16 protein-coding genes are annotated in these 20,721 nt (G+C 61.9%); 7 read left to right on the top strand and 9 right to left on the bottom strand.

Annotated elements, in window-relative coordinates:
* Window positions 1-14 precede the first annotated feature (14 nt).
* Complete coding sequence (locus tag QTL95_RS11110; RefSeq protein WP_289720026.1) at window positions 15-1,112, bottom strand: polyamine ABC transporter substrate-binding protein; 1,098 nt, start codon at window positions 1,110-1,112, stop codon at window positions 15-17.
* Window positions 1,113-1,232: 120 nt separating this feature from the next.
* A complete protein-coding gene (locus tag QTL95_RS11105; protein WP_289720025.1) occupies window positions 1,233-2,645 on the bottom strand; it encodes a helix-turn-helix domain-containing protein in 1,413 nt (470 codons plus the stop codon).
* Window positions 2,646-2,841: 196 nt separating this feature from the next.
* On the opposite strand from QTL95_RS11105, the gene aceA reads away from it, so the two are divergent.
* Both aceA and QTL95_RS11095 read left to right on the top strand, forming a co-directional pair.
* The gene (gene aceA, locus QTL95_RS11100) at window positions 2,842-4,131 is read left to right on the top strand and encodes an isocitrate lyase (protein WP_289720024.1); all 1,290 of its coding nucleotides are present in this window, start codon (window positions 2,842-2,844) and stop codon (window positions 4,129-4,131) included.
* A gap of 24 nt (window positions 4,132-4,155) precedes the next feature.
* Window positions 4,156-4,392: an SMc00767 family acetate metabolism repressor gene (locus tag QTL95_RS11095; RefSeq protein ID WP_289720023.1), complete on the top strand. Its 237-nt coding sequence runs from the start codon at window positions 4,156-4,158 to the stop codon at window positions 4,390-4,392.
* A gap of 33 nt (window positions 4,393-4,425) precedes the next feature.
* On the opposite strand, the gene QTL95_RS11090 is transcribed toward QTL95_RS11095, so the two are convergent.
* The 5 genes from QTL95_RS11090 to QTL95_RS11070 all read right to left on the bottom strand — a co-directional run bounded on the left by QTL95_RS11090 (window position 4,426) and on the right by QTL95_RS11070 (window position 11,931).
* Window positions 4,426-5,295, bottom strand: coding sequence for a LysR family transcriptional regulator (locus QTL95_RS11090; RefSeq protein WP_289720022.1), 870 nt, complete (start codon window positions 5,293-5,295; stop codon window positions 4,426-4,428).
* 305 nt (window positions 5,296-5,600) lie between these two features.
* Window positions 5,601-7,442 carry a methyl-accepting chemotaxis protein gene (locus tag QTL95_RS11085; RefSeq protein ID WP_289720021.1) on the bottom strand — a complete coding sequence of 614 codons (1,842 nt, stop codon included), beginning with the start codon at window positions 7,440-7,442 and terminating at the stop codon, window positions 5,601-5,603.
* A 172-nt stretch (window positions 7,443-7,614) separates the two neighbouring features.
* Window positions 7,615-10,140: a methyl-accepting chemotaxis protein gene (locus tag QTL95_RS11080; protein WP_289720020.1), complete on the bottom strand. Its 2,526-nt coding sequence runs from the start codon at window positions 10,138-10,140 to the stop codon at window positions 7,615-7,617.
* Between the two features lie 317 nt (window positions 10,141-10,457).
* The gene (locus tag QTL95_RS11075) at window positions 10,458-10,601 is read right to left on the bottom strand and encodes a hypothetical protein (protein ID WP_289720019.1); all 144 of its coding nucleotides are present in this window, start codon (window positions 10,599-10,601) and stop codon (window positions 10,458-10,460) included.
* A 142-nt stretch (window positions 10,602-10,743) separates the two neighbouring features.
* A complete protein-coding gene (locus tag QTL95_RS11070) occupies window positions 10,744-11,931 on the bottom strand; it encodes an NAD(P)/FAD-dependent oxidoreductase (protein ID WP_289720018.1) in 1,188 nt (395 codons plus the stop codon).
* A gap of 124 nt (window positions 11,932-12,055) precedes the next feature.
* On the opposite strand from QTL95_RS11070, the gene QTL95_RS11065 reads away from it, so the two are divergent.
* The 5 genes from QTL95_RS11065 to edd all read left to right on the top strand — a co-directional run bounded on the left by QTL95_RS11065 (window position 12,056) and on the right by edd (window position 19,008).
* Window positions 12,056-13,492: a glutamine synthetase family protein gene (locus QTL95_RS11065; protein WP_289720017.1), complete on the top strand. Its 1,437-nt coding sequence runs from the start codon at window positions 12,056-12,058 to the stop codon at window positions 13,490-13,492.
* Window positions 13,493-13,505: 13 nt separating this feature from the next.
* Entirely contained in the window at window positions 13,506-14,804 is a 1,299-nt protein-coding gene (locus tag QTL95_RS11060; protein WP_289720016.1) for an NAD(P)/FAD-dependent oxidoreductase, read from the top strand.
* 133 nt (window positions 14,805-14,937) lie between these two features.
* Window positions 14,938-16,413 (top strand): glucose-6-phosphate dehydrogenase, encoded by a 1,476-nt coding sequence (zwf, locus tag QTL95_RS11055; RefSeq protein ID WP_289720015.1) that lies wholly within the window; start codon window positions 14,938-14,940, stop codon window positions 16,411-16,413.
* Between the two features lie 12 nt (window positions 16,414-16,425).
* The gene (pgl, locus tag QTL95_RS11050; protein ID WP_289720014.1) at window positions 16,426-17,124 is read left to right on the top strand and encodes a 6-phosphogluconolactonase; all 699 of its coding nucleotides are present in this window, start codon (window positions 16,426-16,428) and stop codon (window positions 17,122-17,124) included.
* Between the two features lie 63 nt (window positions 17,125-17,187).
* Window positions 17,188-19,008, top strand: a complete 1,821-nt coding sequence (gene edd, locus QTL95_RS11045) for a phosphogluconate dehydratase (protein ID WP_289720013.1) — start codon at window positions 17,188-17,190, stop codon at window positions 19,006-19,008.
* A gap of 76 nt (window positions 19,009-19,084) precedes the next feature.
* On the opposite strand, the gene QTL95_RS11040 is transcribed toward edd, so the two are convergent.
* Entirely contained in the window at window positions 19,085-19,438 is a 354-nt protein-coding gene (locus QTL95_RS11040) for a hypothetical protein (RefSeq protein ID WP_289720012.1), read from the bottom strand.
* A gap of 173 nt (window positions 19,439-19,611) precedes the next feature.
* Entirely contained in the window at window positions 19,612-20,703 is a 1,092-nt protein-coding gene (locus QTL95_RS11035) for an ABC transporter ATP-binding protein (RefSeq protein WP_289720011.1), read from the bottom strand.
* Between the last annotated feature and the right edge of the window lie 18 nt (window positions 20,704-20,721).

Raw genomic sequence — 20,721 nt, 5'->3', positions numbered from 1 at the left:
GGCCTGATGGTGTTTTACTGGCCGGTGACGATCTTGGTCCAGAGCCGCGTCGCCGTACGCTGCGTTTTCGGATCCCACGGAGAGATCGTGAAGAGCTTGCCCATGATATCCTCGGTCGGATAGATCGCCGGATCTTCCAGGACATCCTTGCTTACGAACTGCTGCGAGGTCTTGTTGCCGTTGGCGTAGAAGGTGTAATCGCTGGCCTTGGCGATGACTTCGGGCTTCATCATGTAGTTGATGAATTCATGCGCTTCGGCGACATGCGGGGCATCGGCAGGGATGGCCATCATGTCGAACCACATCTGTGCGCCCTGCGAGGGGATCGAGTAATCGACCTCGACGCCGTTCTTGGCTTCCTCGGCACGGTCGCGCGCCTGCAGGACGTCGCCGGAATAGCCGAAGGCGATGCAGATATCGCCGTTGGCGAGCGCGTTGATGTATTCCGACGAGTGGAACTTGCGGATGTAAGGTCGAACCGACGTCATCAGTTCCTCGACCTTCTTGAAGTCCTCCGGATTCTTGGAGTTCGGATCGAGACCGAGATAATGCAACGCGGTCGACAGCACGTCCTTCGGCGTGTCCAGGACATAGATGCCGCAATCCTTGAACTTGGCGGCGACCTTCGGGTCGAAGATCACCTCGAGGCCCGGCTTGACGTCGGGGCCGAGGATCTCCGCCACCTTCTTGACGTTGTAGCCGATCCCGTCAGTGCCCCACATGTAGTCGACGGCATATTCGTTGCCGGGATCGTAGCTTGCGGTGCGCTGCTGGATCACATCCCACATGTTGCTGATGTTCGGCAGCTTCGACTTGTCGAGCTTCTGGAAAACGCCGGCCTGGATCTGGCGCTGCAGGAAGTCGGCCGTCGGAACGACGACGTCATAGCCGGTGCCGCCCGCGAGCAGTTTGGTTTCCACCGTCTCGTTGGAATCGAAGGTGTCGTAGACGACCTTGATGCCGGTTTCCTTGGTGAAATCTTCGAGGATCGATGCGTCGATATAGTCCGACCAGTTGTAGACGTTGACGACACGTTCCTGTGCGAAAGAAGGTACGGATGAAAACGCAGCAACGACAGCCGTTGCTGCAAGCCTTGCGATTACTGACCTCATTCTATCTCCTGCTTCATGCTCCGGCACCGTTTGATGTCGGCCCCTCTGGTTTTGGCGGCAGAGTAGAAAGGATTTTCAGAGCCGACAAGCGTAAAATCCTGCCATCTCAATGATTTCATCCTATTGAAATTCAAAGCTGCTCAGACCGCCGACCATCTCGTCGAGGCCGAGGGGGCGGGTGACCGGCGGCTCGGCGCGACAGAGACAGCCGCGCCGTTCGCAAAGCCGGCAAGCGGGCCCCGCCGCAACCGCAGGCTGGGTCGCCGCCAAGGCGCCATAGACCGTCGCGGCGCCGGCCGCGGCATCGCAGCCGAGCAGCAGCGCGGTGCGCCTTATGCGTTCGCCGAATGGCGCGCTCGGGCCTTTCAGCGTTTTCGATATGGTGAGGTAGGTGGCGCCGTCGGGCATCTCGACGCGTTCGGCAAGGATCTGGCCAGGCTGCAGGAAGGCGGCGTGAACATTGAGCTTGGGACAGCCGCCACCGAAACGGACCTGCGGAAAGGCCTGGGCTCCAGCGCGCCGCAGCCGGTGGCCCGCCGCGTCGATCTCCATGAGGAAGAGCGGTATGGCCGACGATCCGGGACGCTGCAGCATCGTCAGCCGCGTGGCCGCCTGCTGGTAGGAGACGGCAAAGCGCGAGGCCAGGATATCGAGATCGTAGCGCGTGTTTTGCGCAGCCGCGAAGAAAGCGCCATATGGCATGACGAGCGCCAGCGCGCCGTAGCGGGCGAGCTCGAAGCGGGCCACGCGCCGTGCTTCCGGAGTGGAGAGCGGCAATCCCTCCAGTTCCGCGGCGATCTCGTCACGCAGGGCGAGGTTCGCGACTTCCATCGCGATCTCGTATGTCTGGTCGGCGGCAGACAGACGTTCGGAGATGAACAGCCGCATCGAGTGGCGGTCGAAACGGCGGCGCAGGTCCGGCATAACATGGACAGGCAGGATGCGGACGCTGATGCCGCGCTCGGCACGCAGCCATTCCTTCAGTGCATCGGCGACGTTGCGGGTTTCGGCAAAACGGGACGCCAGAGGCTCGGCCGCATCCTCGATACGGGGAAAATATGCGGACCGACGCTCCAGGATATCGGCGACCTCGTCGGCCGGCAGTCGCGCGCCCATCAGGGGAACCTGCCCTTCCGTGGCAGTCAACCGCGTGAGATCCGAAAGGCGAGCGGCCTGCTCGCGATACGCCTGGTAGAGCTTGATCACGCCGCTTGCGGCATTGGGGGCGGCTTCGGCGACTTCCACCAATTCCTGATCACCCGGCAATTCGCCGGAAAGCAGCGGATCGGCGAAGACTTCCTTCAACTGATTGAGACTGCCGTCGCTTTCGCTGCGCAACTCCTCCAGGTCGACCTTGTAGACCGCCGCGAGCTTCAGAAGCAGCTGGACGGTCAGCGGGCGCTGGTTGCGCTCGATGAGGTTAAGGTAGGAGGGCGATATATCAAGCGCCTCTGCCATTGCTGCCTGGGTGACGCCGAGGCCATTCCTGATGCGGCGGACCTTGGGGCCTGCGAAGATCTTGCGCTCAGCCATTTTGACAATCCTTTGCAGAAGAAGCCAATCACCAAATTTACAAAACTTGACAATTTTACTGATCTAGACTGTCAAGTTCTTTGCATTGAAACTCGTTTCGCAACGCCTTTAGCCATATAACTCTGGTCATTTCTTCTCGTTTTGTAAATCCTGTCAATCAGCCGGATGCGGCACTGGGATCTGCAAGGAGGAAAAAATGACAGAGTTTGACAAGCTTCACCGCGATATTCCCGCAGGACGCTTCGACGGGATCGAGCGGCCCTATTCGGCGGACGACGTCCGGCGGCTTCGCGGATCCGTGGAGCTTCGCTATTCGCTCGCCGAAATGGGCGCGAACCGGCTCTGGCAGCTGCTGCAGCAGGACGATTTCGTCAACGCGCTCGGCGCGCTCTCGGGCAACCAGGCGATGCAGATGGTCCGCGCCGGGCTGAAGGCGATCTATCTGTCGGGCTGGCAGGTCGCGGCTGACGCCAACACCGCGTCAGCCATGTATCCCGACCAGTCGCTCTATCCCGCCAATGCGGGGCCGGAGCTGGCCAAGCGCATCAACCGGACGCTGCAGCGCGCCGACCAGATCGAAACCTCCGAGGCCAATGGGCTCTCGGTCGACAGCTGGTTCGCACCAATTGTCGCGGATGCGGAAGCCGGCTTCGGCGGCCCGCTCAACGCCTTCGAGATCATGAAGGCCTATATCGAGGCGGGCGTTGCCGGCGTGCATTTCGAAGACCAGCTGGCGTCCGAAAAGAAGTGCGGCCACCTCGGCGGCAAGGTGCTGATCCCGACGGCCGCGCATATCCGCAATCTTGACGCGGCTCGGCTGGCAGCCGACGTCATGGGCGTACCGACGCTGGTCATCGCCCGCACCGACGCGGAAGCCGCCAAGCTGCTGACATCGGATATCGACGAGCGCGACCAGTCCTTCGTCGACTACGACGCCGGGCGCACGGTCGAGGGCTTCTATCAGGTCCGCAACGGGCTGGAGCCCTGCATCGCGCGCGCCGTCGCCTATGCGCCGCATTGCGACCTGATCTGGTGCGAGACCTCCAAGCCCGACCTCGAACAGGCGCGGCGCTTTGCGGAAGGCGTGCACAAGGTTCATCCCGGCAAGCTGCTCGCCTACAACTGCTCGCCGTCGTTCAACTGGAAAAAGAACCTCGACGACGCGACGATCGCCAGGTTCCAGCGGGAGCTGGGCGCGATGGGCTACAAGTTCCAGTTCATCACGCTGGCCGGTTTCCATCAGCTGAACTTCGGCATGTACGAGCTTGCGCGCGGCTACAAGGACCGGCAGATGGCCGCCTATTCCGAGCTGCAGCAGGCGGAGTTCGCGGCGGAAGCCAACGGCTACACCGCCACCAAGCATCAGCGCGAAGTCGGCACCGGCTATTTCGATGCCGTTTCGATGGCGATATCAGGCGGGCGCTCTTCGACCACCGCGATGCGCGAATCCACAGAACATGCCCAGTTCAAGCCGGCAGCCGAGTAGACGAAACACAGGAGGAGAAATGCCATGCCTACGCTCGCACGCGTCAAGGAACGCGCGGAAGAACAGTCCAGCAGCATGACCGCCGACCAGCAGAGCATGATCCGCATGCTCGCCAACGACCTGCACCGGCTGAACCAGTCGGTCATGAAGGCCGTCGATGCCGGTGTTTCGGTAGAGATCGTTCGCTCTGCACGGCATCACGGCGGCGACGGAAACTGGGGAGACCTGCTGATCCCCGTCATCGTTGCCGGCCGGAACTGAGCTGCCCCCAATCCGAGCCCGCAGCACGGCGCCTCAGCTTCGGCTGGGGCGCTTTCCCGCGAAAAGATCGGCATAGCTCTTCAACAGCTTGGTCATGCGATCGGCGACGCGGCGGATTTCCGTGCGGTGCCGGTCCTCGTTGTTCATGACGATCCATTGCTGGTGGCGCAGTTCCGGCAGTTCCGGACCCAGCCGCTGCAATTCCGGATCGAGATCGCCGACGAAGCAGGGCAGTACGGCCTTGCCTGCTCCGGCGCGCACGAGATCCGGCAGCGAACGCGGGCGGTTGACGGTAGCAACGATCGAACCTCCCGCATTGACGTGCGGCCATCTCAGATAGTTGGAGATTGCGTCGCCCTCACTAACGGCCAGCCAGCGTTCTTCCTGTTCGCCGGCGTTGCGTCTCACATAGACCGCGTAGGCCACCTCTCCCAAGAGCCGTGCGGCGAGATTGCTTTCCTCCGGCTGGAAGGCGCGAATGCCGATATCGATTTCGCGATAGTTCAGGTTGGCGCGCGCCTCGCCGATTGTGAGCGATATCGCGAAGTCATCGCCGGGCATGCGGATGGCGCCGAAGTTCTCGGCCATCAGCCAGGCGACCCAGGTGCCGGCGGCGATGCGCACGGTGAGACCGGTGCCGCCGGCCTGGCGCCAAAGATCGACCTTGCGCGCCGCCGCTTCCATTTCCTGCAGATGATCGAGAAGGGTCTGGCCATCTGCGGTCAACCGGTAGCCGGTCTGGCTGCGCAAGAACAATGCGCGGCCGATCTCCTGTTCAAGATCGAGCATCCGCCGGCCGATGGTGGCGGGGCTGAGGCCGCTGGCCGCACTGGCGCCGGTCAGCCCGCCGAGGCGGGCGACTTGCAGAAAGAGCTGGAAGGAATCCCACTGCGTGCTTTTCATGAATGAAAAACATAGTCGGTTTTCTTGCGTTTATAAAGCAGATTTCGAAGTATAGAAAAAGCGATGTCTTCGTTTCCCAGGAAAGGACATCGCCATGTTGGAATTGATCGCATTCACCCATCTTCAGGATCTCAAGGTCGGCGACATCGGCCAGAGGTCCGCAGCGCGTGCCGAGGACGAATTCTACCGGACCGCGGGACAATCGCGCCCCGAACGGATACTGGCCTGGCTGCTCGCACTCCGCGCAACGAAAAAGGGCCGCGACATGCGCGACCCCTCGTCTTCCTGTGATACTGAACAGCCGATCAGGCCGCGCGCCGCATGCCGGCCTGGCCAGGTGTCGCCTCGATGCGGAATTGCTGGATCAGCGACATGAGCGCATCCGCCTCGCTGGCGAGCTGGCGGCTCTGCTCGGTGGTTTCCTCGACCATCGCGGCATTCTGCTGCGTCATCTGGTCCATGGCGTTGACGGAGCCGTTCACCTCCTGAAGCGCGGCGGACTGATCCTGGCTCGCCGTGGCGATGGTCTCGACATGCTTGCTGATGGCGATGATCTCGTTGCTGATCGAGGCCAGCACCGATCCGGTCTTCTGGACCAGGCCGGAGCCGGCGGCGACTTCGCGGGTGGACTTCTCGATCAACCCCTTGATCTCGCGGGCCGCATCGGCGGAGCGCTGAGCGAGCTCGCGCACTTCCATGGCGACGACCGCGAAGCCCTTGCCGGCCTCGCCGGCGCGAGCCGCCTCGATGCCGGCGTTGAGCGCCAGGAGGTTGGTCTGGAACGCGATATCGTCGATGACCTCGATGATCTGCTCGATCCGCTTGGAGGCATCCTCGATCCGTGCCATGGCCGCGACCGTGTCGCTGACGACGGCGCCGGAGCTATCGGCCGTCTTCTTCGTGACAATCACGGCGCTGTTCGCCTCGCGGGCCCGCTCTGCGGACGAACGGACGGTGACGGTGATCTCCTCGACAGCGGCGGCCGTTTCCTCAAGGCTCGCGGCCTGCGCCTCGGTGCGCTTGGAAAGTTGATCGGCCGATGACAGCATCGAGCCCGAATTATGATGGATCGAGGCAGCATTGTCGCGGATACGCGAGAGCGTGGTCTGCAGGCGTTCGAGCGAGGCGTTGAAATCGACGCGAAGTTGCTCGAGACGACCGACGAACGGCGTTTCGATCGTCTGCGAGACGTCGCCCTGCGACAGGCGTCCGAGACCGGCTGCCAGCTGATTGACGGCGAAGTCGATCTGTCCGTCCAGCGTGCGCTTTTCCTCGTCGTTGCGGGCGCGTTCGGAATCGCTGAGCGCGCGTTGTTCGGCGGCCTGCGTCTCGAGCCTCAGACGCTCGCGGGCGCCGTCCTGGAAAAGTGCCAGCGCGCGACCGATGGCGCCGAACTCGTTTTCCTTGTCGACGCAAGGCACGGCGCAATCGAGATTGCCGGCGGAAATGGTGTTGATCGTGTTGGTCAGCGCTTCGAGCGGCTTTACCGAGACGCGGATCGCGAAATAGGCGAGGACGCCGACCAGCGCGAAGACGGCGACACCGACGCCAACGACCAGAACCAGCAGCTGGTGCAGGCTGCTGAAATAGACTTCCATTGGAATGCCGATGAAGAGGATACCGATATTGGCACCGCTTGTGTTCTTGACCGGGAAATAACCGGTCATGAACTTGCGGCCGAAGAGATCTGCCGGGCCGTAATAGGCTTCACCACTGGCGAGCTCGGCCTGGGCGGGGTGGTTGGCGGCAAGCTTGGTGCCGACGGCGCGGCTGCCGTTTTCCGTCTTCACGTTGGTAGAGACGCGGACATAGTCGCTGCCCTGGCGCTCGAAAACGGTGGCGACACCTGATATCGACTGTGCGGTGCGATCCACCAGTTTGTGATCGCCGAGTCCAGGGAGCTTCTCTTCGGTAACACTCGCGAGCTGATCGTTGCTGACGTTCACCTTCACCTCGGCATCGGCCGCGGCATAGAGAACAGCCATCGTCCGGCTCGCGTCTCTCGCGTCGGAGACGGCGCTCGTCATCACATAGGAAGTCAGATTGTAATAGGTCACGCAGACGATCGCGGCGGTGCTGAAGACCAGCAAGCCGAGCGTGATCGCAACAATCTGGCGAACGATGGAGGCAGAGAAGAGACGAAGCATAAATATCCCCAAAACGAACAACGGCGTTGACGTTAAGGTAAAACACTTAAGAAATGTCTTCGTGGAATTGACGATCGTCAAAGACAGCGGCGGTTTGCACCGCCGCTGTTCAGATTTCGTGTGGTCGCTCGCCGGCCGGAGTCTCGCGCAGAGGCCGCCTCGCGTGTCGCCGTCAGGCAGCGCGATAGACCTGCTGCTGTGCATCGCCGTCTATCTTGAACTGCTGAATGAGGCGCAGCAATGCGTCAGCCTCATTTGCCAGTTCGCGGCTCGACGCGGTGGTTTCCTCGACCATGGCCGCGTTCTGCTGGGTCATCTGATCCATCTGGTTGACGGTGGCGTTGACTTCCTGCAGGGCGCCAGACTGATCGTGGCTTGCGCGGGCGATCATTTCGACGTGCTGGCTGATGGTGACGATCTGGGCGCTGATCTGGGCGAGAACCGTGCCCGTTTCCTGCACGAACTGCGATCCCGAACTGACCTCGTTGGTCGACTTGTTGATCAGCCCCTTGATTTCCTTGGCGGCAGCGGCCGAGCGCTGGGCGAGTTCGCGCACTTCCATGGCGACGACGGCAAAGCCCTTGCCGGCCTCACCGGCACGCGCCGCTTCGATGCCGGCGTTCAGCGCCAGGAGGTTGGTCTGGAAGGCGATCTCGTCGATGACGCCGATGATCTGCTCGATCTGGCGGGATGCGTCCTCGATGCGGCCCATCGCGTCGATCGCGTTGCCGACGACGGTCGCGGAATCATCGGCGCTGCGCTTGGCTTCGCGAACGATCTGGTCGGCATCCTTGGCGCGTTCGGCCGACGAACGGACCGTGACGGTGATCTCCTCGACGGCGGCGGCGGTCTCTTCCAGCGACGAGGCCTGCTGTTCCGTACGCTTCGACAAATCCTCGGCGGACTGCGCCATCTGGTTGCCGTTGCCCTGGATCAATTCGACGTTGTCGCGGATTTGACTCATGGTCGCCTGCAGGCGGGTCATCGAGCCGTTGAAGTCCTGACGCAGTTGCTCGAGACGGCCGATAAACGGCGTGTCGATGGTTGTCGAGATATCGCCCTGCGACATGCGCTCGAGGCCGGCTGCGAGGGCGCTGACGGCGAATTCGATCTGGCGATCCATGTCGCGCTTTTCGGCGTCGTTGCGCTGGCGCTCGTGCTCGGCGGCGGCGCGCTCTTCCTCGCTCTGCTCCTCGATGCGGATCTTGGAGATGGCGTTCTCCTTGAAGATGCCGAGCGCGCGAGCGATGTCGCCGATTTCGTCGTGGCGCTGTTCGCCGGAGATATTGGTGTCGAGCGCGCCATCGGCGATGCGGCGCATGGCAGAGGTGATCTGTCCGATCGGGCGCTGCAGGGTCAGTACCAGCGCGATGCCGCCAACGATGGAGAGCAGAATGCCGAGACCTGTCGTGAATACGGAGATGCCGTTCGCCTGCGTGCGTTCGGCGCCGGCCGTCTGCTTCTGCATTTCCGCGAAGGTGGTCAGCTGGCCCCAGACGGCGTCGAGCTGCTGGCGGGCCGAAGCATAATCGGTGACACGCTGGTTGATGGTATCGACGAGGCTCTGCGCGTCCTTGTCCATCGAGACCAGGGCCGGCGACATGGCGGCGACGATATCCTCGGCGAAATTCATGCCCTTGGCACTGGCGAGCAGCGTGTTGAGATTGGTGCCAAGCGTGGCGATTTCCTGATGCAGGCGAACGCGATTGTCTTTGGTCGGCTTAGCGATGAATTCGCCAAGGACGAGCTGCAGCGAATAGATGGCGCTTTCAAGCCGGCGCGTATCTTCCAGAACCGAGTTGGTCTGGGCGATGCGGCTGTCGAGCTCGACGAAGGTCGTCGTCGCCTCGCGCATCATCTGCGTGGCCGTCAGCTGGGTGTAGGTGGACATCTGGCGGAAGCGCGAAACCAAGCGACCGAGATTGGCGATCGGCTCGTCGGCGACGGCGTCGGGTGCGGTGGCTTGCGCCTTCACGTCGCTGATCGTCTGCGACAGCGATTGCGTCATGCTCTTCTGGTTCTGCGGGACGGAGATCTCGATCAGGCGCTGCGCCTTGATGATATCGGGAAGCGCGTCGGTGACGACCTTCAGCTTGTCGGCAGGCGCCTGTGCCTTTGCAAAGGCGGCCATGACACCGGCGAGCGTATCGCCGCCCTTCAGCAGGCGATCGGCGGCGCGTAGGGTTGCGGTCGCGTTGCCCTCGTCGCTGCGGATGCTTTCAGAAAGCTGCTGGGCGTCGTAGTTGACGTTGAAGCGGCTCGATATCATCACCTTCTGGGCGTCATCGATGGACTTCAGAAGCGCCACTTCGCCTTCATGCAGCGTCCAGAGCTTGCCGACGGTATCGGAGATGCCTGACGTGCCATCTTCGGCGGCCTGCAGGTGCTCGCGACCGGAATTGTCACCGATCTGCTTCAGCGTTGCCTCAAGCGTGGCTTTTTGGGCTTCCACGTCCTTGTAGAGCTTGTCGCGCGCTTCCTCGCTGCTGGTCTGCAGGAAGTCGCTCATCGAACCGTAGAGATCCTTGAAACCACTCAGCGACTGCAGGACGCTGTTGGAGATTTCCATGCGGCCCTGAAGCATGCCCGATGCATAAAGGCCGGTGAGGCCCACCGCCGAGATGCTCACCACGAAGGGGAGCACGAAGATCAGGACCTTGGTCTTGATCCTGAATCGGGAAAGAATCTTGTCAATCATGGCGGTTCCGGCCTTCCATACACCACTCCTCCCACCGGCGGCCCTATGGCGCCAGCTGAGTGCATCGATCTGCTTTTTGGAACAATCTGGATTCCCGGTTCGAACCGGGGCGGCATTCATTGCCAGCTCGCCGCCCGCTCAACGCGGAGGCGCCCAATACTCAAGGGTCAATTCTTGCAGAGTATGTATTAATTTTCGGATAAGCGGATATGGTGGGAAACCGCACTGTCATACGGACCTGAAGCGCCGGCCGGTCGTCGCCGGCGACAGCCGAAATCGCCGCTGGACCGGCGATTTGAAATCAATTCATGGATTTGTCAGAACGCTCGCGTAAGAAGAAGTGCTGCGACGGCTGCGGCCGCGCTTGCGGCGATGACGATATAGCGCAAGGCAACGAGCCTTTCGTCCTGCTTGACCTGGGCGATTGCGATGGCGCGTGCGCGTCGAGTGTTCCTGTGCATTGGCAGAACCTCACTTCTTGTCTGGCATACAATCCAACAAAACGGTTTGCTGGTAAAGCTCTATTTAGGAAGCCCCATTCGCCCCGTCATTGAGGCAGGATGGCGCACCCCTGTTAAGAACTCTTGAATCGCCTTGCGAGTTTCATGCCTGCAAAGATTCACCTGCTGCTACGCCCGATGCCCAGGCCCATTGGAAGTTATAGCCACCGAGCCAGCCGGTCACATCCACACATTCACCGATGAAATAAAGGCCCGGCACGGCCTTCGCGGCCATGGTGCGGGAATCGAGCGCCGTCGTGTCGATGCCGCCAAGCGTGACCTCGGCGGTGCGGTAGCCCTCGGAGCCTGATGGCCGCAGGCTCCAGTTCTGCGCGGCATCGGCCAAGCGGGTAAGAACCTTGTCGGAGAGATCGGCCATGTTGCCCGTTACCCCTGCCCGTTCCGTCAGGAACTGCGCCAGGCGCTTGGGCAGGATTTCCGCCAGCGCCGTCTGTGCGGATTGCCGGCCGTTGGACTGCTTGGCCTTCTTCAGATGCGCGAGGATATCGACATCGGGCTCGATATCGACGGTGATGTCGTCGCCCTCACGCCAGTAGGAGGATATCTGCAGGATGGCCGGGCCGCTTAGGCCGCGGTGGGTGAAGAGCAGCGCCTCGCGAAAGGCCGTCTTGCCGTGGCGGATTTCGGCGGGCGCCGCTATACCCGACAGCGGCGCGATGCTTTCGAGCAGCGCCGGATCCAGTGTCAACGGCACCAGGCCGGGTCGCGTCTCCACAAGCGGCAGGCCGAACTGCTCGGCAATCCGGTAGGCAAAGCCTGTTGCGCCCATCTTCGGGATCGACTTGCCGCCGGTGGCGATGACCAGCGCGGCGCATTCATGGACGCCCTCAGAGGTCGACACGCGGAAACCGTCGGCGCTCTTTTCAACGCCCGAGATCTCCGTGGTCAGCTGCAGCGATGCGCCCACCGCGCGCATCTCTTCCAGGAGCATCCGGATGATGTCCTTGGCGCTGTCGTCGCAAAACAGCTGCCCCAGCGTCTTCTCGTGCCAGGAGATCTTGTAGCGGTCGACCAGGGCGACGAAGTCTGCGGGTGTGAAGCGGGCGAGCGCCGACTTGCAGAAGTGTGGGTTGGCGGAAAGGAAGCTCTTCGGCGTGGTGTGGATATTGGTGAAGTTGCAGCGGCCGCCACCCGAGATGCGGATCTTGTCGCCCGGCGACTTCGCATGATCAAGGACGAGCACGGAGCGTCCCTTGGCGGCGGCGCGGGCGGCGCACATCATGCCGGCGGCACCAGCGCCGATAATGATCACATCGCTTTTTCGCTGCAAAACCCTGTCCCTCGCCGAAAGCGCCTTCTTTTTCCATCAAAGGGCGAAAGTCAACGCCGTCTACCCCTCGCCAATTGCCAAACTCCGGTTATTATGGCTGCAAGATCAACGTAACCGGTGTGTCATGCCTTCAAAAAAGACGACGCTGAAGCCTGCCAGAAACGTACCCGCATCGAAGAAGACACCCCCGGACCCCGGACACCAGCGCGGCGTTGAAAACTGGAAGGAAGCGGCGCAGTTTCTGCGGGCACGCGGGATCGAGGACATCGAATGCATCACGCCCGACCTTGCGGGTGTGCCACGCGGCAAGATGATGCCGAGCTCCAAGTTCACCTCCAACACGTCGCTTGCCCTGCCCTCGGCGATCTACCGCCACACCATCTCTGGCGAATATCCCGACGAAACGGAAAGCTTCCGCTACGAGCCGCGCGACAGCGACCTCAAGCTGGTGCCCGATCTTTCGACGCTATCCGTCGTTCCCTGGGAAACGGACCCGACGGCGCAGGTGATCTGCGATATCGTCAGCGTGAACGGCGAAGAGGTGCCCTATACGCCGCGCAACGTACTGAAACGTGTGCTCAAGCTCTACAGCGACCGCGGCTGGAAGCCGGTCGTGGCACCCGAGATCGAATTCTATCTCGTCGCCAAGAACGACGACCCGGATTATCCGCTGCACCCGCCGAAAGGCCGCTCCGGCCGTTCGATCCTCGGTGGCCAGGGCTATTCGATCGCCGGCATCAACGAGTTCGACGAACTGATCGACGATATCTACCACTTCTCGGAGAAGCAGGGTCTCGAAATCGATACGCTGATCCACGAGGAAGGCCCCGCGCAGCTCGAGATCAATCTGCGCCACGGCAATCCCATCGAGCTCGCCGACCAGGTGTTCCTTTTCAAGCGCACGATCCGCGAAGCGGCGATGAAGCACGGCATCTACGCGACCTTCATGGCCAAGCCGATGCAGGGCCAGCCGGGTTCGGCCATGCACATCCACCAATCCGTGGTCAACGCCGAGACGGGGAAGAACATCTTCTCCAACCCCGACGGATCCCCCTCCCGGGAGTTCTTCCACTTCATCGGCGGCCTGCAAAAATACGTGCCGAGCTCGATGGTGATGCTGGCGCCTTATGTGAATTCCTATCGCCGGCTGACGCCCGACATGTCGGCACCCGTCAACAATGCTTGGGGCTACGACAACCGCACGACGGCGTTCCGCGTGCCTGTCTCCGACCCGCAGGCAAGGCGTGTAGAAAACCGGCTGCCGAGCTCGGATGCCAACCCCTATCTGGCGCTCGCGGCCTCGCTTGCTTCCGGCTTGCTCGGCATCATGAAGGGTATCGAGCCAACGGCGCCGACGGAAGACACGGCCAACGAAGGCTCCATCGACCTGCCGCGCGGTCTCCTGGAAGCCGTGGCGCTGATGGAAGACGAAGAGGCCTTCGAGGAGGTGTTCGGCAAGGAGTTCCTCGGTATCTATGCCGGCGTGAAGCGCGGAGAATTCGAAACCTTCATGCAGGTGATCAGCCCCTGGGAGCGCGAGTTCCTGCTGCTCAACGTTTAAGGAGGGCGCGGTCATGACGTTGCAAGCAGCATGGCAAAGCCCCATCGCGCCCGGCGTCTCCTGGTATCAGGAAACCGTCGGCGAACGTCCGACCTACCCCACGCTCGACGGATCGAAGAACTGCGACGTCGCCATTGTCGGCGGCGGTTATACGGGGCTGCAGGCCGCCTACACGCTGGCCAAGGCGGGCCTGTCGGTGGTTCTCATCGAAGCCTGTCGCTTCGGCGACGGCGCGTCGGGGCGCAATGGCGGGCAGCTCGGCACCGGCCAGCGCTGGTGGCCGGAGGAGATCGAGGAGAAAATCGGTTACGAGCGCTCGAAGGCGCTGTTTGATATCGCGGAAGGCGCCAAGCATTACCTGCTGGACTTCGCCCGGGATCACCAGATCGACATGGACTACATGCCCGGGCAGATGAACGTGGCGCACAAGCGGGGCTACAAGCGCTCCTATTACGAGAACGCCGAGATCGCGGCGTTCCGCTACGGCTATCGGCATGCGCGCTTCATGGACGAGGAGGAGACGCAGCAGCGGCTGGGCTCGAAGCGCTATTATTGCGGCGTGATCGATACCGGCACGGGCCATATCAATCCGCTGAAGCTGATGGTCGGCCTTGCGCGCGTTGCGGCCGACGCGGGCGCCCAAATCTTCGAAATGACCAAGGCGACCGCCATTCGCCAGAGTGGCGGCAAGATCACCATCGACACCGCGAGCGGCCAGATCACCGCCGACAGGGCGCTGATCGCCTGCGACGCCTATATCGGAAATCTCGAGCCCGTCACCGCCAGCCATATCATGCCGATCCGTTCCTTCATCGGCGCCACCGCACCGCTTGGCGATCATCCGGATATCCTCAGCGGTGGCGAGGCCGTCGCGGATTCGCGCTTCGTGGTGCGCTATTTCCGCAAGTCGAAGGACGGGCGCCTGCTGTTCGGCGGCCGCGAGGCCTACACCGCCGACAATCCCCGCGACATAAGCCAGCATATCCGCCGGCAGGTCGTCGAGATCTATCCCGCGCTCAAGGATATCGAGATCACCCATGCCTGGGGCGGCTCCGTCGGGATCACCATGCCGCGCGAGCCGTTCGTGCGCGAGGTGATGCCGGGCGTGACCTCGATCGGCGGCTATTCCGGCCATGGCGTCATGCTTTCGAACTACTGCGGCAAGCTCTATGCCGAAAGTGTGATCGGTAAGTCCAGCGACCTCGACCAGTTCAAGTCGCTCGATATCCCCGCGTTTCCCGGTGGCCCCGCGATGCGGTCGCCGCTATTGTTTCTTGCCCTGACCTGGTTTGCGCTGCGCGACAAATTTTAGTCCGATTGCGGATTTCCTCGGAGGGCAATTCGATCTAAAACGACGTCTCGACAGATTCATTGCATTGCACACTGGCTTTTTTAAATCGATTAGATTAAACAGCCAACAACCAGTCTGATTGAGAGATATGCTCATGAGCAGCCAAATCATCCCCGTGGAACCCTTTGACTATGTCGTCTTCGGCGGCAGTGGCGACCTTGCCGAGCGCAAGCTCCTGCCGGCACTCTACCATCGCCAGATCGAGGGTCAGTTCTCCGAGCCGACGCGCATCATCGGCGCGTCCAGAAGCCCGCTCACGAACGAAGAATATCGCAAGTTCGCCCAGGACGCGCTCAAGGAGCACCTGAAGAAGGGCGAGTACAACGAGGCCGAAGTCGAGAAGTTCTGCAAGCGCCTGTTCTACGTGCCCGTCGACGCCCGTTCGGATGCCGGCTGGGACCAGCTGAAGAAGCTGCTCGACGAAAGCAAGGAGCGCGTTCGCGCCTTCTACCTCGCCGTCGCTCCGGGCATTTTCGGCGACATCTCGCAGAAGATTCATGACCACAAGCTGATCACCAAGACGACCCGCATCGTCGTCGAGAAGCCGATCGGCCGCGATCTGGACTCCGCGCTGCAACTGAACGACACGATCGGCAGGGTGTTCAAGGAAGAGCAGATCTTCCGTATCGACCACTACCTCGGCAAGGAAACCGTGCAGAACCTGATGGCTCTGCGTTTCGCCAACGCGCTTTATGAGCCGCTGTGGAACGCCAACCATATCGACCACGTGCAGATCACCGTTGCCGAGTCCGTCGGTCTCGAAGGTCGTGCGGGCTACTACGACACCGCCGGCGCACTGCGCGACATGGTGCAGAACCACATCATGCAGCTTGTCTGCCTGGTCGCCATGGAAGTGCCGTCCTCGATGGATTCGGAAGCGGTTCGCGACGAGAAGCTCAAGGTGCTGCGCGCTCTGAAGCCGATCGATGCCTCGAATGTCGAGCAGACCACCGTTCGCGGCCAGTACCGCGCCGGCGCTTCGGCGGGCGGCCCGGTCAAGGGTTATCTCGAAGAGCTCGAAGGCGGCGTATCCAACACGGAAACCTTCGTCGCCATCAAGGCCGAGATCAACAACTGGCGCTGGGCCGGCGTTCCCTTTTACATCCGTACCGGCAAGCGTCTTGCCGGCCGCATGTCGGAGATCGTCATCACCTTCAAGTCGATCCCGCACTCGGTCTTTGACAACTCGGCCGGCCGCATCAACCAGAACCAGCTGATCATTCGCCTGCAGCCGGACGAAGGCGTCAAGCAGTCGCTGATGATCAAGGATCCGGGTCCTGGTGGCATGCGCCTGCGCAATGTTTCGCTGGACATGAGCTTCGCCGATTCCTTCCAGGTTCGTAACCCCGACGCCTACGAGCGCCTGCTGATGGACGTCATCCGTTCGAACCAGACGCTGTTCATGCGCCGCGACGAAGTGGAAGCGGCATGGCAGTGGGTCGACCCGATCCTCAAGGGTTGGGAATCCACCGGCCAGAAGGTTCAGGGCTACACCGCCGGCACCTGGGGCCCGAGCCAGTCGATCGCGCTCATCGAGCGCGACGGCCGCACCTGGCACGACAACCTCTAAGGATCGATAGCGATGGCAACTACCATGCACGCCTTTGCCGACGCCGCCGAACTGGCTCGCAACCTTGCAGACAAGGTTGTTGCGTCGCTTTCATCCGCAATCGCGTCTCGCGGAACGGCAAGCCTTGCCGTTTCGGGAGGCTCGACGCCGAAGCAGTTTTTCCGGGAGCTCTCGACGCGCGATCTCGATTGGAGCAAGGTAACGATCACGCTGGTCGACGAGCGTTTCGTGCCGGCCGACAACGATCGTTCGAACCATCTGCTGGTCGCCGCCAACCTTCTGCAGCACAAGGCGAAGGCGGCGAAGTTCCAGCCACTTTACCAGGCAGCGCCCTCGGTCGAGGACGCCGCAAAGCTTGCCACCGATGCGACGCGCACGATCGGCAACCCGTTCGATATCGTCATTCTCGGCATGGGCGGCGACGGTCATACCGCTTCCTTCTTCCCCGGCGGCAGCAATCTTGCGGTTGCGCTCGACCCGAAGACGCCGCGCGGCGTCATCACCATGGAAGCGGAAGGTGCGGGTGAACCCCGCCTGACATTCACCTTCTCCAGCCTCCAGGACGCCCGGCTTCTGGTCGTGCACATCGAAGGCCAGGGCAAGAAGGATGTGCTGGACAAGGCGGAAGGCGACGGCGAGGAGGCAGATATGCCGATCCGCGCCATTCTGCGCCGGGCCGCCTCGCCGGTCGACATCTACTGGGCTCCCTAAGCGCCACAGCGCCCGAGCTCATACGAACAGACAATCCAAGACCTGACGAAGGGAGGATAACCCATGTCCGCTCACTCACGTATTGCTGCCATCACGTCCCGCATCGTCGAACGCTCGAAGCCGACGCGCGAGCCCTATCTGGACCGATTGAGAAACGCCGCATCGCGCGGGCCGGCCCGATCGGTGCTCGGATGCGCGAACCTGGCACACGGCTTCGCGGTCTGTTCCACCGCCGAGAAGGAAGCACTGGCCGGCGACCGTGTTTCCAACCTCGGCATCATTACTTCCTACAACGACATGCTCTCGGCGCATCAGCCATTCGAGACCTATCCGGCGATCATCCGCGAGGCGGCGGCCGCCGTGGGCGGCATCGCGCAGGTGGCGGGCGCCGTTCCGGCCATGTGCGACGGCGTGACCCAGGGGCAGCCGGGCATGGAGCTTTCGCTGTTTTCGCGTGATCTGATCGCCATGGCGGCAGGTGTGGGCCTGTCGCACAACATGTTCGACGCGGCGCTCTATCTCGGCGTCTGCGACAAGATCGTGCCGGGCCTCGTCATTGCCGCCCTCACCTTCGGGCACATGCCAGCGATCTTCGTTCCGGCCGGACCGATGACATCGGGACTGCCGAACGATGAAAAGTCGCGCGTACGGCAGCTGTTCGCCGAGGGAAAGGTCGGACGCGCCGAATTGCTGGAAGCGGAATCGAAGTCTTACCACGGCCCCGGCACCTGCACCTTTTACGGCACCGCCAACTCCAACCAGATGCTGATGGAGATCATGGGCTTCCACATGCCCGGCTCCTCCTTCATCAATCCCGGCACGCCACTGCGCGAGGCCTTTACCCGAGAGGCAACCAGGCGGGCGCTCGAGATCACCGCGCAGGGCAACGAATACACGCCGGCCGGCGAAATGATCGACGAGCGCTCCATCGTCAATGGTGTGGTCGGCCTGCATGCCACGGGTGGATCGACCAACCACACGCTTCACCTCGTCGCCATGGCGCGTGCCGGCGGCATCCAGCTGACATGGCAGGACATCGCCGAGCTTTCCGAGGTCGTGCCGCTGCTTGCCCGCGTCTACCCGAACGGGCTTGCCGACGTGAACCACTTCCATGCCGCCGGCGGTATGGGCTTCCTGATCAAGGAACTGTTGAAGCACGGCCTGCTGCATGACGACGTGCGCACCGTTTTCGGCCAAGGCCTGCAGGCCTACACGATCGAGCCCCGCCTTGGCGCGGATGGTTCGGTGGTGCGCGAGGCGGCGCCGGAAAAGAGCGTCGACCCGAAGGTTCTCGCCAGCATCGAGACGCCGTTCCAGGCGAATGGGGGCCTGAAGATGCTGCGCGGCAATCTCGGCCGCGCCGTCATCAAGATCTCGGCGGTAAAACAGGACCGGCATGTGATCGAGGCACCGGCGATCGTCTTCCACAGCCAGCAGGAACTGCAGGACGCCTTCAAGGAAGGCAAGCTCAACCGCGATTTCATCGCCGTCGTTCGCTTCCAGGGACCGAAGGCCAATGGCATGCCGGAGTTGCACAAGCTGACGCCGCCGCTGGGCGTGCTGCAGGACCGCGGTTTCCGGGTGGCTCTCCTCACCGACGGCCGCATGTCCGGTGCCTCAGGCAAGGTCCCGGCGGCGATCCACGTAACGCCCGAAGCTGTCGACGGCGGCCCGATCTCCCGGATCCAGGATGGGGACATCATTCGCCTCGATGCGATCGCGGGAACGCTCGAGGTGCTTGTCGATGCAGCCACGCTTGCCGAGCGCGAGGCCGTCGTCGCCGATCTTTCCGACAACGAGTTCGGCATGGGCCGCGAACTGTTCGCCCCCTTCCGCCGCGCCGTCGGCGCTTCCGACAAGGGCGCCAGCGTGTTGTTCCACTAGAACGGTTTGCTATCCTGCAAAACACAAAACCCGCGAGCCATCTCGCGGGTTTTCTGCATTGAAGCCGTGGGTGAGATCAGCCTTTGATATCGAGCACGCGGTCGCGGTGGGCTGGGTGCGTGCTGTAGACGAAGATCTTGTTGAGTTCTCGCTCCGACACGAGGCGCAAGAAACGCACCTCGACTGTGTTGTTGGCGTTCACCCGCATCAGCATGCAGCCGACCTTGGTGATGCGCGCATCCGGAATGTCGAGATAGAACTGCTTTGGCAGGTTGTACTGGGTGAGGAGCGAAAGAACCGCACCGCTCTTGGAAATACGAATAATATCACAGCGGCGAGATGCCATGTTCAGGACGCCCTTCTCGGTATATTCGATCCGAGCGGCGTTCATGGTGTCCTCCATCTTGAACCGCGATTCGCGGTCGTACATGAAGGATTCTTCCTTATTCAGAAAATGGCCAGAAGATAGAGAGTTGGATGCAGCCACAGCTGGTAGTCCCCTAGATATGCAATAGGGGAATGCTAGCAAGTGATCTTTAACAGAAGGTGAGAACCGTTTCGATTTGGGCCGCCTTTTTGAAGCGGCCCAAGGTTATTCGGCTATTATTTCCGGTAGGTACGGCCTTCCGCATCGAAGAGATGAAGCTTCGAACGATCGGCGGCGAACTGCATCTTCTGGCCCTTCTTGATATCGAACGTGCCCGGCAGCTTGACGATGATCGGCTCGCCCTGGACCAGACCCTCGATATAGAGCAGCGTCACTTCGCCCAACGCTTCGACAATCGAGACCTCGCCCTCGAAGAGATAGTCCTCGCCGGCATTGGCGATGCGCAGATCTTCCGGGCGAACGCCGAAGCTTGCGGTCTTGCCCTTGTCGCCAGCGGGCGTCGGGATATCAAGCGTGACCGACTTGCCGCCGGTCAGCCGCACGACGGTGGTGTTCCCTGCTTCGGTGATATCGGCCGGGATGACGTTCATGGCCGGCGAGCCGATGAACTTCGCCACGAATAGATTGGCCGGACGCTCGTAGAGCTCCAGCGGCGCGCCCACCTGCTCGATATTGCCGGCCGAGAGAACGACGATGCGGTCGGCCAGCGTCATCGCCTCGACCTGGTCGTGGGTGACGTAGATCATCGTGGTGTCGGCCATCTGCTCGTTGAGGCGCGCGATCTCGATGCGGGTGGCGACGCGAAGCGCCGCGTCGAGGTTCGATAGCGGTTCGTCGAAGAGGAAGACCTTCGGATTGCGGCAGATGGCGCGGCCGATGGCCACACGCTGGCGCTGGCCGCCGGAGAGCGCCTTCGGCAGGCGGTCCAGATACTTGCCAAGCTGGAGGCTATCGGCCGCGGCGCGTACGCGGCGGTCGATTTCCTGCTTGCTCTCACCGGCGATCTTCATGCCGAAAGCCATGTTGTCGTAGACCGTCATATGCGGATAAAGCGCATAGGACTGGAACACCATGGCAATGCCGCGCTTGGACGGCGGTACGTCGTTGACCAGCTGGCCATCGATGTACATGTCGCCGCCCGTGATGTTCTCAAGGCCGGCGATCATCCGCAGCAGCGTGGACTTGCCGCAGCCGGAGGGACCGACGAAAACGACGAACTCGCCTTCCTTGATCTCCAGATCGATGCCGTGGAGCACGTCCACGGAACCGTAGGATTTGCGAATGTCCTTCAGGCTTAGTCCAGTCATTAGTTCCTCCTCCAAGAA

The organism is Rhizobium sp. S152 (assembly GCF_030380735.1).
Classification (GTDB): Bacteria; Pseudomonadota; Alphaproteobacteria; order Rhizobiales; family Rhizobiaceae; genus Rhizobium.
Note: the sequence above shows the minus strand (reverse complement) of the source record. Positions and strands in the feature narration are given on the sequence as shown.

Excerpts from the sequence above, each read along its gene's own strand:
- QTL95_RS11035 (WP_289720011.1), bottom strand. The coding sequence starts at position 20,703 with ATGACTGGACTAAGCCTGAAGGACATTCGCAAATCCTACGGTTCCGTG.
- QTL95_RS11085 (WP_289720021.1), bottom strand. The coding sequence starts at position 7,442 with ATGCTTCGTCTCTTCTCTGCCTCCATCGTTCGCCAGATTGTTGCGATC.
- QTL95_RS11110 (WP_289720026.1), bottom strand. The coding sequence starts at position 1,112 with ATGAGGTCAGTAATCGCAAGGCTTGCAGCAACGGCTGTCGTTGCTGCG.
- edd (WP_289720013.1), top strand. The coding sequence starts at position 17,188 with ATGTCCGCTCACTCACGTATTGCTGCCATCACGTCCCGCATCGTCGAA.
- QTL95_RS11060 (WP_289720016.1), top strand. The coding sequence starts at position 13,506 with ATGACGTTGCAAGCAGCATGGCAAAGCCCCATCGCGCCCGGCGTCTCC.
- QTL95_RS11095 (WP_289720023.1), top strand. The coding sequence starts at position 4,156 with ATGCCTACGCTCGCACGCGTCAAGGAACGCGCGGAAGAACAGTCCAGC.
- QTL95_RS11075 (WP_289720019.1), bottom strand. The coding sequence starts at position 10,601 with ATGCACAGGAACACTCGACGCGCACGCGCCATCGCAATCGCCCAGGTC.
- QTL95_RS11090 (WP_289720022.1), bottom strand. The coding sequence starts at position 5,295 with ATGAAAAGCACGCAGTGGGATTCCTTCCAGCTCTTTCTGCAAGTCGCC.
- QTL95_RS11080 (WP_289720020.1), bottom strand. The coding sequence starts at position 10,140 with ATGATTGACAAGATTCTTTCCCGATTCAGGATCAAGACCAAGGTCCTG.
- pgl (WP_289720014.1), top strand. The coding sequence starts at position 16,426 with ATGGCAACTACCATGCACGCCTTTGCCGACGCCGCCGAACTGGCTCGC.
- zwf (WP_289720015.1), top strand. The coding sequence starts at position 14,938 with ATGAGCAGCCAAATCATCCCCGTGGAACCCTTTGACTATGTCGTCTTC.
- QTL95_RS11065 (WP_289720017.1), top strand. The coding sequence starts at position 12,056 with ATGCCTTCAAAAAAGACGACGCTGAAGCCTGCCAGAAACGTACCCGCA.
- aceA (WP_289720024.1), top strand. The coding sequence starts at position 2,842 with ATGACAGAGTTTGACAAGCTTCACCGCGATATTCCCGCAGGACGCTTC.
- QTL95_RS11040 (WP_289720012.1), bottom strand. The coding sequence starts at position 19,438 with ATGTACGACCGCGAATCGCGGTTCAAGATGGAGGACACCATGAACGCC.
- QTL95_RS11105 (WP_289720025.1), bottom strand. The coding sequence starts at position 2,645 with ATGGCTGAGCGCAAGATCTTCGCAGGCCCCAAGGTCCGCCGCATCAGG.